The following is an 11,315-nucleotide window of genomic DNA, read 5'->3' as shown; positions in this document are numbered from 1 at the left end:
CCCATGGTGGTGTGGTCACTGCTCAAGTGCCGGGAACTGCTGGCCCCACGCCGCGATATCGACGGGGTGAACCTCTGCAAGCGGCTCAATGACGAGGCGCTGCACGGCGCCGATTTCCTATGCCGGATGCAGGATGAGTCGGGCTTCTTCTTCATGACCCTGTTCGACAAGTGGAGCAAGGATCCCGCCCAGCGCGAGCTGTGCACCTATGCCACCCAACAGGGGATCAAATCCGCCAACTGGCAGGCGGGTTTTCGTCAAGGGGGCGGCATGGCCATCGCCGCGCTGGCCCGCGCTGCCCGCGAGAGCGTCAGTGGCGACTTCGATGCCAGCCGCTACGCCGAGGCGGCCAAACGCGGCTACCTGCATCTGTGCGAACACAACCTTGCCTACCTCGATGACGGGGTCGAGAACATCATCGACGACTACTGCGCCCTGCTGGCGGCGGTGGAGCTGACCCGCACCTTCGGCGCCGAGTGGCTGAATGAGGCGAGAGCCCGCGCCAGCAAGCTTTGCGCCCGCCAGCGCCCTCATCCTGAGCTGGGTCACTACTGGTCGGCCAACGAGGATGGCTCGCGCCCTTACTACCACGCCGCCGAGGCAGGCCTGCCGGTGCTGGCGCTGCTGGAATATCTGGGCGTAGAGCCGGATCAGGAATACAAGGCCAGGGTACAAACCGTGGTGGAGCAGGCGCTGGCCGCCGAGCTGGCGCTCTGCGCCCGCGCGGGCAACCCCTTCTCCCTCGCCCGCCAATATGTCAAAGGGGTGGATGAAGCGCCGCGCGTCAGCTTCTTTATGCCCCACAACAACGAATCCGGTTACTGGTGGCAGGGGGAGAATGCCCGCCTCGCATCGTTGGCGGCTATGGCCTTTGCTGGCGCCCGTCACTTCCCCCGCCAGAGCCAGCCGCTGCTCACCTATGGCCAGCGCCAACTCGACTGGATCCTCGGGCAGAACCCCTTCAACGCCTGCATGCTGGCGGGCCACGGCATCAACAACCCCGCCTATACCGCCGGGTATCCCAATGCGCAGGGGGGCATCTGCAACGGCATTACCGCCGGATTCGATGACGAAAATGAGGTGGCCTTTATTCCGGAGGAGTACAAGGATCGGCTGGATCAGAACTGGCGCTGGGGCGAGCAGTGGATCCCCCACGCTGCCTGGTTTGCTCTGGCCATCACTTGGCAGAGTGCGCAGGGAAATGGAGGTCGCCATGATTGAGTTCTGGGTCGGCGTCGATGGTGGGGGCACCCACACCCGCGCCCGCATTCGGGATCGGGCGGGCAAGCTGCTCGGAGAGGGGCGCGCGGCCGGCTCCAATCTGGAGCTGGGCATCCCCCATGCCCACGCCAATGTGCTGGCCGCCATCGCCAGTGCCCGCCTTGCCGCCGGGCTCGGCATCGAGAGTGAACAGCAGATGGGGATCGGGCTGGCGCTTGCCTCCGCCGAGCTGGCCGACTGCTATCACGCCCTGCTCGAGATGCCCTTCCCCTTTGCCAGCGTCAGGCTCACCTCCGATGCCTTCGGTGCCTGCCTCGGCGCCTTTGGCGGCCGTGAGGGGGCCATTCTGATCGCAGGTACCGGCTCGGTGGGGCTGGTCTATCAGGAGGGGCAGATCCGCACCTGTTCCGGCCGCGGCTTCCCCATTTCAGACATAGGCAGCGGCGCCTGGCTGGGGCTGCGCGCCATCCAGCAGTCCCTGCTCTGCCACGACGGCATTCTGCCCCCCAGCACCCTCGCCATCCGCTTGATGGATCGCTTCAAGCGGGAGCAGGCCGAGGTGGTACGCTGGGCCACCCGCGCCATTCCGGCGGACTATGGCCACTTTGCCCCCTGGGTGTTCGATGCCGCCAGCGATGGTGACGAGCTCGCCAATCAGTTGCTGGACGAAACCTGCGAACAGCTGCGGATCCTGCTGGAGGGGATGACCCAGCTGGGTGCCAGACAGATCGCCCTGCTGGGGGGGATTGGTACCCGCCTTGCCCCCCGTCTCGGCCAGCTCAACCTGATCCCCCCCCAGGCAGATGCGCTCGATGGCGCCATCCTGTTTGCCCAATCAGAGGATTTTCCATGTCTACACCCCTGATCCACACCCAGGTAGCCCGACGTGACGGCGAGGATGTCTGGTTCACCTTCACCCTATCCCGCATGCCGGATACCAAGTGGAAGCTGCACTTCTGTCTGGCTCGCCATATCGACCCCGACTCCTTGCAAGGGGGCGAGCTGGAGCGCCAAAGCGGCAGCTACAAAGTGATTGTCCCGAACGCTGGCAGCTGCGAGCTGCGCTTTTGCTGCCGCCAGACCCCCATAAAGAAGCTCTCCGACATGCCGCAGGGCTTCTTTCTCAGCCTGCCGGAGGCGACCACAGGTGCCCAACTGCTGCCGGTGACGCTGGCGGCTCAGGATCTCGGACTGGAGAACCCGCCGGTAGCCCGCCCAGACCTGCCGGATGTCGAGTCCCTGCCCGGTATCGTGCCGCAACCGGCCCATCTGGTACTGCTGGAGGGGAACTTCCGGCTGGCCGAGCGGGCTCATGTCAGCGCTCCCCGTGATGTGCCGAAATTGCTGGCCCACTTCAACGAGCTGACGTCGCTGGCGCTGGAGCAGGATCACGACGCTGAAATCCGGCTGACCGAGGCCAAGCTGGCCCCCGAAGCCTACCAACTCACCATCACGCCGCAGGAGGTGGTGATTGCCGCCGCCGACGAAACGGGCTGGCGTCATGGGCTGGTCACGTTGGCCCAGTGGTATCTGCAACATGGGGAGAGCCTGCCCTGCGTCACGCTGGAGGATGCCCCGCGCTTCGGCTTTCGCGGCATTTTTCTCGACTGCGCCCGCCACTTCCACACTCCGGCCACCATCAAGCGCCTGCTCAAGCTGATGAGCCTCTACAAGTTCAACCGCTTCCACTGGCATCTGACCGATGACGAGGGGTGGCGACTCGAGATAAAGGCCTTCCCGGAGCTGACCGACGTGGGTGCCTGGCGCGGCCACGATCTGGCGATCGGCCCCCAGCTCAGTGGCGGTGCCGAACCCTATGGCGGCTACTACACCCAGAGCGAGGTGAAGGAGCTGGTGAGCTATGCCAGTGAGCTCGGCATCACCGTCATTCCCGAGATCGACATTCCGGGCCACTGCCACGCCGCCATCAAGGCGCTGCCCGAGCTGCTGATCGAAACGGCGGATCACTCCCGCTACCGCTCGGTTCAGCATTTCGATGACAACGTGCTCAACCCCGCCCTGCCCGGCACCTACCGCTTTCTGGAGGCGGTGCTGGACGAGGTATGCGAGCTCTTTCCCGGCCCGCAGATCCACATGGGGGGTGACGAGGTGCCGACCGGTGTCTGGACCGACAGCCCCGCCTGCCAGCTGCTGATGGTCGAGCAGGGCTACGCCGACTGCCGCGAGCTGCAGGGCCATCTGCTGCGCCACTGCCAGCGCTATCTGGCCGCCAGAGGCAAACAGATGATCGGCTGGGAGGAGATCCTGCATGGCGACAAGGTGAGCCGCAAAGCGGCCATCTGTGCCTGGACCAGCTTTCAGGCGGGGTTGGATGCTGCCGCGGCCGGTTATCCGGTGGTGATGGCGCCCGCCCAGTTCCTCTATCTCGATCTCGCCTGGAGCGCCGATATTCATGAACCCGGCCTCTACTGGGCGGGTACCCTCAATCTGGAGCAGATCTACTCGTGTGACCCTGCCCCAGCCGATTTCCATGCCAACGATAACATCCTCGGGGTGCTGAGCCCCTTGTGGTCAGAATTGATCACCAGCCGTGATCGTCTCGACTACATGTTGTTCCCGCGTATGCTGGCCACGGCCGAGGTGGCCTGGAGCGATCCCGCCCACAAGGGCTGGGAGCACTTCGCCGCCCGCCTGCCGGGTCAGCTGCAGATCCTCGATCAGTTGCAGGTGCGCTACCGGATGCCACAGAGGTAATGTTGTCTCTACTTTGGCGGCCAATCGGCCGCCTTTTTTACGATTAGCCAACAAAACATCAACTTCCCCCTACCATTCATCCGCCATTATTGGCAAAATCCAGCCCCCAATGAAGCTGGTCTGCCTCCTGCTGGCGCGAGCCTGCGGCCACCTCCAGATCTGCCACAATAACAACGACAACATTATCAACAAGAACATCGGAGCGTATTCCTATGACCCGCAGAGACGTCCATACCCTGGATAGCGAAGTGGAGTTTCCTGCCAACGTACAACTGGTCTCCACCACAGACCTGCGCGGGGTGATCACCTACGCCAATCCGGCCTTTTGCACCATCGCCGGCTATAGCGCCGACGAGCTGGTTGGCCACAACCACAATCTGGTACGCCACCCCGACATGCCCAAGGCCGCCTTCGCCGATCTCTGGGCCCGCCTCAAGGAGGGCAAACCCTGGCGCGGTATGGTAAAAAACCGCTGCAAGGATGGCCGTTACTACTGGGTAGATGCCTATGTGACCCCCATCTATGAAGGCAACAGGATCAGCGGCTACCAGTCGGTACGCTGCAAGCCAGAGCCCCAATTCAAGCGCATCGCCGCTCAGACCTACCAAGCCCTGCTCAAGGCCGAGCGCGGCAACAGCAGCAACCTTCCCTCTCTTGCCAGAGTGCGCACCCCGGCCATTACCCTGCTGCTGCTCGGCCTGATGGGCTGGGCCTTCGCCAGCCAAGGGGCCATGACCGTCCTGCTGATGCTGCTGCCCCTGTTGCTTCTTGGCGGAGCCTACTGGCGCGAGCTCTTTGCCCTGCCCCACTATCTACAGCAGCTGGGCCGCGAATATGACAGTCTGACCCGGCTGGTCTACTCCGGTGACAACCCCGGCGCCATTGCCGATTTTCATATCAAGATGCTGCAGGCCCGCATCCGAACCGTGTTGGGGAGGATCAACGATGCCACGGCACCTCTGCAAACCCTGGCCATCAATCTGAAGCAGGCCTCTCATCAAGCCTGTCTCGATATCAACGAGCAAGATGCCCAGACCCAGCAGATGGCTACAGCTATGACTCAAATGGCTAACACAGCTCACGAGATCGCCCGCAACATTCAAGACTCCAACGGTCAGGTCAACGAAGCTCGCAATCGTTGTGAACAAACCAACCAGCAGTTGAACCAGACCGAGCAACAGATCGAACAGCTCGCCAAACAGGCAGAGCTGGCGTTCAACTCGGCGGTAGAGCTCGCCAGCGAATCCGAACGAATTGGTAGTGTGATGGGCGAGATCCAGGGCATCGCCGAGCAGACTAACCTGCTGGCCCTCAACGCGGCCATCGAAGCGGCTCGCGCCGGGGAGCAGGGCCGTGGTTTTGCAGTGGTGGCCGACGAGGTGCGTACTCTATCGACCCGCACCCACAAGGCGACCGAGCAGATCCAGGGCAGCATCAAGCAGATCCAGCACACGCTGGGACGCTGGAAGGGGATGATGCAGGAGAACCTGCAACAGACCCGCGCATGTGCCGAGATGACCCGCCAGGGCGCCAGCAGCCTCCATACCGTGCTGGCAGAGATAGAGCTGGTCACCGAACACTCCACCCAGATCGCCACCGCTGCAGAGCAGCAACAAGCGGTCGTGGAGGAGATCAGCCGCAGCATCCACCAGATCTCCGAGTACTCCCACGCCAACAGTCAGAAGATGCTGGATGTCGATCACTCCAGTCAGGCTCTACTGGAACGAGCCAAACAACTGAAGGGGCTTAGCCAGACCTTCGGCTGAATCATTGCCAGCCCCATGACAGAAGCGCCACAATGGCGCTTCTGTTGTTTTTGACGAATCGGGTCTATGAGCATTGAACCAAGTCCATCCCCATTGAACAAAGCTGCCCGTATCGAAGCGATCATCGCCCTGATCCCGGCAGGCAGGGTGGTCAGTTATGGTCAGGTGGCCGATCTGGCGGGGCTGCCCGGACGGGCAAGACTGGTAGGCAAGGTGCTGCGGGAAACCGACAAGGTACTGCCGTGGCATCGGGTGCTGGGCGCAGCGGGCACCATCTCGTTACCGAAAGGATCGCCAGGCTTTGCCGAACAGACGGGACGCCTGCAGCAGGAGGGGGTCGTGGTGATCGGTGGGCGGGTCAGAATGAAGGAGTGGCAATGGCAGCCCGATCTGGCCGAGCTGCTTTTTTTACTGCCGTTTTGAGGGGATCACAGCCGGATCACTCCAGCGGCGCCAGGATCTCGTCGCTGCGCACCTGCACCGGTATGGTCTCGTCCGCGCGCTGCAGCAGCACCAGCAGACTCTGCCGGTCAACCTCCAGCACATAGGCCGCCCCTTCCCGGGTCATGCAGCTCATTCCTGGCCGGATCTCGTTAATCTCCATCTCAACCTCCTTGTCTACTTCGCGATTGACGACAGCTGCACTCCTTGCAGCTGTCTCAGTATACCGCTATCCATAAGCAAAGAGGCCCCTTGTCGGGGCCTCTTTTCATCAGGCTTTTTTAGCCTTTGGCAAACTCTCTTGCCAGGTACCGTTGTCGTAGTGAGCGGTCCAACCGGTCGCCTTGCCGTTGACCTCGCTCATCACGTACTGCTCCTTGGTCTTGCGACTGAAGCGCACGATGGCGGGATTGCCGTCCGGATCGGTGAGCGGGGCACCGGCCAGATACTTGTGCTTGGCCGAGATGCGGTCCTTGAAGCGCTTGAGCTCTTCCACCAGCGGCGCGCGGGTCTCGCGGGATTTGGGGAAGTTGCTGGCTGCCAGGAACAGACCGGCAGCCCCGTCACGCAGCACAAAGTGGGCATCGGACTGGGTGCACTTGAGCTCCGGCAGCGGCACCGGATCCTCCTTCGGCGGCGCGATGTCGCCATTTTTCAGGATCTTTCGGGTGTTCTTGCAGGTCTCGTTGGTGCAGCCCATGTACTTGCCGAAACGGCCGTTCTTGAGCTGCATCTCGGCTCCGCAACGGTCGCACTCGATGCTCGGCCCTTCGTAGCCCTTGAGCTTGAACTGGCCCTTCTCGATCTCGTAGCCATCGCAATCCGGGTTGCGACCACAGACGTGCAGCTTGCGGCTGTCGTCGATGATGTAGGCATCCATCGCTGTACCACAGACACCGCAGCGGTGCTTGGCGCGCAGTGCTTCGGTTTCCGCCTCTTCGCCGTCAGTGGCGGAGACAAACTCGTCGGCAGAGACCAGGTTGATGGTCTTCTTGCAGCGCTCTTTCGGCGGCAGGGCATAGCCGGAGCAGCCAAGGAAAACACCGGTGGTGGCAGTACGAATGCCCATCTTGCGGCCGCAATCCGGGCAGTCGATGTCGGTCATCACCATCTGGTTGGCACGCATGCCGCCCTCTTCGGGCGCCTTGTCGGCCTTCTCCAGCTCCTGGGTAAACTCGGCGTAGAAGGCGTCCAGCACCTTCTTCCACTCAAGGCTCCCTTCGGCGATGCCATCGAGCTTGTCTTCCATCTTGGCGGTGAACTCGTAGTTCATCAGCTCGACGAAGTTCTCCACCAAACGATCGGTGACGATCTCACCCATCTTCTCGGCGAAGAAACGGCGGCTCTCGACCCGCACATAACCGCGATCAACGATGGTGGAGATGATGGAGGCGTAGGTTGACGGACGGCCGATACCGCGTTTTTCCAGCTCGCGCACCAGCGCCGCTTCGGTGAAACGGGCCGGCGGCTTGGTGAAGTGCTGGCGCGGATCCAGCTTGACCAGTTTCAGCACCTCGCCAACGGTCACCGCCGGCAGCTGACTATCTTCACCCTTGCGACCCATCGGCGGCAGGGCCTTGGTCCAACCGGCGAAGCGCAGGGTACGGCCACGGGCCTTGAGCTCGAACTCACCCGCCTTGACGGTCAGGGTGGAGGAGTCGTATTGAGCCGGGGTCATCTGGCAAGCAACGAACTGACGCCAGATGAGATCGTACAGACGCATGGCATCCGGCTCCATCCCTTCCAGCATCTCGGCAGTCACCTGTACGTTGGAGGGACGGATCGCCTCGTGCGCTTCCTGGGCATTGGCCTTGGCGCCATACAAATTCGGCTCGGCTGGCAGATAGGCCGCGCCATACTGCTCGCCGATATATTCACGCACCGCCTCAACCGCCTCTTTGCTGAGGTTGGTGGAGTCGGTACGCATATAGGTGATGTAACCCGCTTCATAGAGACGCTGGGCCATCATCATGGTCTTCTTGACCCCGAAGCTCAGACGGGTAGAGGCCGCCTGCTGCAGGGTAGAGGTAATGAAGGGCGCAGACGGTTTGGAGCCGGTCGGCTTGTCTTCCCGGTTCACCACCTTGTAGTCGACCCCTTCCAGGGCCGCCACGGCGGCAAAGGTCTCGGCCTGGGTCACCGGCTTGAAGTCAGCCCCATTGCGGCTGACCACTTCCATCCGCAGATCGCTCTTGTCGGCGGTCAGCAGGTCGGCATTGAGATCCCAGAACTCGACCGGTACGAACGCCTTGATTTCGCGCTCTTTATCGACGATGAGACGCACCGCAACGGATTGCACCCGACCGGCGGAGAGACCGCGGGCCAGCTTTTTCCACAGCAGCGGGGAGACCATGTAACCCACCACGCGGTCGAGGAAACGACGGGCCTGCTGGGCATTGACGCGGTCAATATTGAGTTCGGACGGCTGGGCAAACGCCTCCTTGATGGCGCTCTTGGTGATCTCGTTGAACACCACGCGCTTGTAGCGGCTGTCGTCGCCACCGATGATCTCGCGCAGGTGCCAGGCGATCGCCTCTCCTTCTCTATCCAAGTCGGTTGCGAGATAGATGGTGTCGGCTTTCTCGGCCAGACTTTGCAACTCGCTGACCACCTTCTCCTTGCCGGGCAAAATCTGGTAGTTGGCCTGCCAGCCAGCGGTCGGATTGATACCCATCCGGGCAAACAGGGCCTTGCGATCCTTGGCAGCCTTCTCGGATTCGCTCAACTTGATGCCGCGAATGACAGGTTTCTTGGGCTCGGTGCTGGCGCTGCCGCTGGTGGGCAGATCGCGAACATGACCAACGCTGGATTTCACCACGTAGTCCTTGCCCAGATATTTGTTGATCGTCTTGGCCTTGGCCGGAGACTCCACTATGACCAGTGATTTGCCCATGCTGTAACTATTATCCTCATTGCACCCGACGGGGTTGGTGTGCGGTTTTGTGGGGCTGTATAAGAGATTTGGCGCGAAAAAGCAATCTTGTGAGCAAATTTGCCTGACCAGCCCGAACCACACGGCTTCTTTTATTGCTTCTTTATTTATTAATGCGAAGGCAACAGGCCGGACGCAACCGCTTTTTCAATTTTCTGCCATACCGCCCCTCTTTTTATATCTGAAACGACATAAAAACGTCTGCTGGTTACCGGCTTGTTACAAAAACATAAAATCTCTTTATAATGGCCCAACCCCGACGCATTGTGCGCGGAAGGAACCGCTACCCATCATAAAAATCGAAAGGATGTACTCAATGAAGCACTTCGAGGTCAATTTCGACGGTCTGGTCGGCCCGACTCATAACTATGCTGGCCTCTCCTACGGCAACGTTGCCTCCCAGAGCAATGCCCAGGAGGCTTCCAATCCGAAAGAGGCCGCCAAACAGGGGCTGCGCAAGATGAAGGCGCTGACCGAGCTTGGCATGACCCAGGGGGTACTGGCGCCACAAGAGCGCCCCGACCTCGCAACCCTGCGCCGCCTCGGCTTCACTGGCAACGATGCCCGGGTGCTGGAGCAGGCCGCCAAGCAGGCTCCCGCCGTACTGGCTGCCTGCTATTCGGCCTCCAGCATGTGGACAGCCAATGCCGCCACCGTCTCTCCCAGTGCCGATACCCAAGATGGCCGCATTCACTTCACCCCCGCCAACCTGACCAACAAGTTTCACCGCTCTCTGGAGCCCGACGTCACGGGCCGTATCCTGCGCGCCGTGTTCAACAATGATCGCCACTTCAGCCACCACCTCCATCTGCCGGAGAATGACCACTTCGGCGACGAGGGGGCAGCCAACCACACCCGGCTCTGCCGCGCCTATGGCGAGGCGGGGGTCGAGCTGTTTGTCTATGGCCGCAGCGCCTTTGACTACTCCCGCCCGGCGCCGAAGCGCTATCCGGCCCGCCAGACCCTGGAGGCAAGCCAGGCCATCGCCCGCCTGCATGGCCTTGGCGAGGAGAGCGTGGTGTTTATTCAGCAAAACCCGGAGGTGATCGATCAGGGGGTATTCCATAACGACGTGATCGCGGTGGGCAACCAGAACGTGCTCTTCTTCCACCAGCAAGCGTTCCTCAACACCGAAGCGGTGCTGGCCGAGATCAGCGACAAGTTTGGCGAGGGGGATTTGCACTTTATCGAAGTGCCGACCGCCGAGGTATCCGTGCTGGATGCGGTGAAATCCTACCTGTTCAATACCCAGATCCTCACCCTGCCGAGCGGCGAGATGGCCATCATCGCCCCCACCGAGTGCCGCGACAATCCGGCTGTGTCGGCGTACCTGAACAAGCTGCTGACCATGAACACGCCTATCAAGGCCGTTCACTATATGGACGTGAAGCAGAGCATGCGTAATGGCGGTGGCCCCGCCTGTCTGCGACTGCGGGTTGCCATGAACGATCAGGAACTCGCCGCGGTCAATCCGGCCTGCCTCATCAACGACAGCCAGTTTGCCCGCCTCGATGGCTGGGTCGATCGCCACTACCGCGACCGCCTGACCCTCGATGACCTGCGGGATCCGGCACTGGTGCAGGAGTCCCGCAGCGCACTGGACGAGCTGACCCAGATCCTGAAACTGGGTTCGGTCTACCCGTTCCAGCGCTAGATGTGATGCCCGGGAAGACCGCCAACGCTGGCGGTCTTCTGCTATCTGCCTCATCTTCAGCACACTCGCCAGCTTGCACGGATGCTGTTTTGTGCAGAAAAGCAGCGTACAACTTGCTGATAAGCTTGAATTTTGAGCTGGATGTATCAAAAAATCGACGAACAGTCATTTTTTACTGCCAGATGCCTCATCAAGGGGTTCACAAAGCCTCTGGATCTGATAGTATGCGCCTCGCACTTGGGGAGGGGTTCCCGAGCGGCCAAAGGGATCAGACTGTAAATCTGACGGCTCTGCCTTCGAAGGTTCGAATCCTTCTCCCTCCACCATTCAAGTGCAAAAGTAGTGACAATCAGGAAATACCCCGTGGAGGGGTTCCCGAGCGGCCAAAGGGATCAGACTGTAAATCTGACGGCTCTGCCTTCGAAGGTTCGAATCCTTCTCCCTCCACCATTTCCCTGATTGCAATGGCTGAATACAATTTGCTTTGCCCCTGTGGAGGGGTTCCCGAGCGGCCAAAGGGATCAGACTGTAAATCTGACGGCTCTGCCTTCGAAGGTTCGAATCCTTCTCCCTCCACCATCATTCA

8 protein-coding genes and 3 tRNA genes are annotated in these 11,315 nt (G+C 61.1%); 9 read left to right on the top strand and 2 right to left on the bottom strand.

The features are described from left to right. From AB5Y92_RS07235 to AB5Y92_RS07215, 5 genes are all read left to right on the top strand, one after another. A partial coding sequence (locus AB5Y92_RS07235; RefSeq protein WP_368226191.1) for a glycoside hydrolase family 9 protein occupies positions 1 to 1,221 on the top strand: 1,221 nt, incomplete at its 5' end. Next, positions 1,214 to 2,086, top strand: coding sequence for a BadF/BadG/BcrA/BcrD ATPase family protein (locus AB5Y92_RS07230; RefSeq protein WP_368226188.1), 873 nt, complete (start codon positions 1,214 to 1,216; stop codon positions 2,084 to 2,086). The genes AB5Y92_RS07235 and AB5Y92_RS07230, both read left to right, overlap by 8 nt. Next, a complete protein-coding gene (locus AB5Y92_RS07225) occupies positions 2,071 to 3,936 on the top strand; it encodes a beta-N-acetylhexosaminidase (protein ID WP_368226186.1) in 1,866 nt (621 codons plus the stop codon). Before AB5Y92_RS07230 ends, AB5Y92_RS07225 begins: the two co-directional genes overlap by 16 nt. Positions 3,937 to 4,148: 212 nt before the next feature. Then, positions 4,149 to 5,702, top strand: coding sequence for a methyl-accepting chemotaxis protein (locus AB5Y92_RS07220; protein ID WP_368226183.1), 1,554 nt, complete (start codon positions 4,149 to 4,151; stop codon positions 5,700 to 5,702). A 66-nt stretch (positions 5,703 to 5,768) separates the two neighbouring features. Beyond that, positions 5,769 to 6,125, top strand: a complete 357-nt coding sequence (locus AB5Y92_RS07215; protein ID WP_005334890.1) for an MGMT family protein — start codon at positions 5,769 to 5,771, stop codon at positions 6,123 to 6,125. A gap of 16 nt (positions 6,126 to 6,141) precedes the next feature. On the opposite strand, the gene AB5Y92_RS07210 is transcribed toward AB5Y92_RS07215, so the two are convergent. Then, positions 6,142 to 6,306, bottom strand: coding sequence for a hypothetical protein (locus AB5Y92_RS07210; RefSeq protein ID WP_005334891.1), 165 nt, complete (start codon positions 6,304 to 6,306; stop codon positions 6,142 to 6,144). A gap of 108 nt (positions 6,307 to 6,414) precedes the next feature. Beyond that, positions 6,415 to 9,036, bottom strand: a complete 2,622-nt coding sequence (gene topA / locus AB5Y92_RS07205; protein ID WP_005362158.1) for a type I DNA topoisomerase — start codon at positions 9,034 to 9,036, stop codon at positions 6,415 to 6,417. A 355-nt stretch (positions 9,037 to 9,391) separates the two neighbouring features. On the opposite strand from topA, the gene astB reads away from it, so the two are divergent. From astB to AB5Y92_RS07185, 4 genes are all read left to right on the top strand, one after another. Continuing rightward, positions 9,392 to 10,729, top strand: coding sequence for an N-succinylarginine dihydrolase (gene astB / locus AB5Y92_RS07200; protein ID WP_107683627.1), 1,338 nt, complete (start codon positions 9,392 to 9,394; stop codon positions 10,727 to 10,729). Positions 10,730 to 10,970: 241 nt separating this feature from the next. Further along, positions 10,971 to 11,055: transfer RNA gene (locus AB5Y92_RS07195), tRNA-Tyr, on the top strand. Between the two features lie 39 nt (positions 11,056 to 11,094). Beyond that, positions 11,095 to 11,179, top strand: a tRNA-Tyr gene (locus tag AB5Y92_RS07190). 44 nt (positions 11,180 to 11,223) lie between these two features. Continuing rightward, positions 11,224 to 11,308, top strand: a tRNA-Tyr gene (locus tag AB5Y92_RS07185). Positions 11,309 to 11,315: the final 7 nt, after the last annotated feature.

The organism is Aeromonas sp. R1-1, assembly GCF_040908495.1.
GTDB classification, from domain to species: domain Bacteria; phylum Pseudomonadota; class Gammaproteobacteria; order Enterobacterales; family Aeromonadaceae; genus Aeromonas; species Aeromonas veronii.
This window is presented reverse-complemented; position numbering and strand designations above follow the sequence as displayed.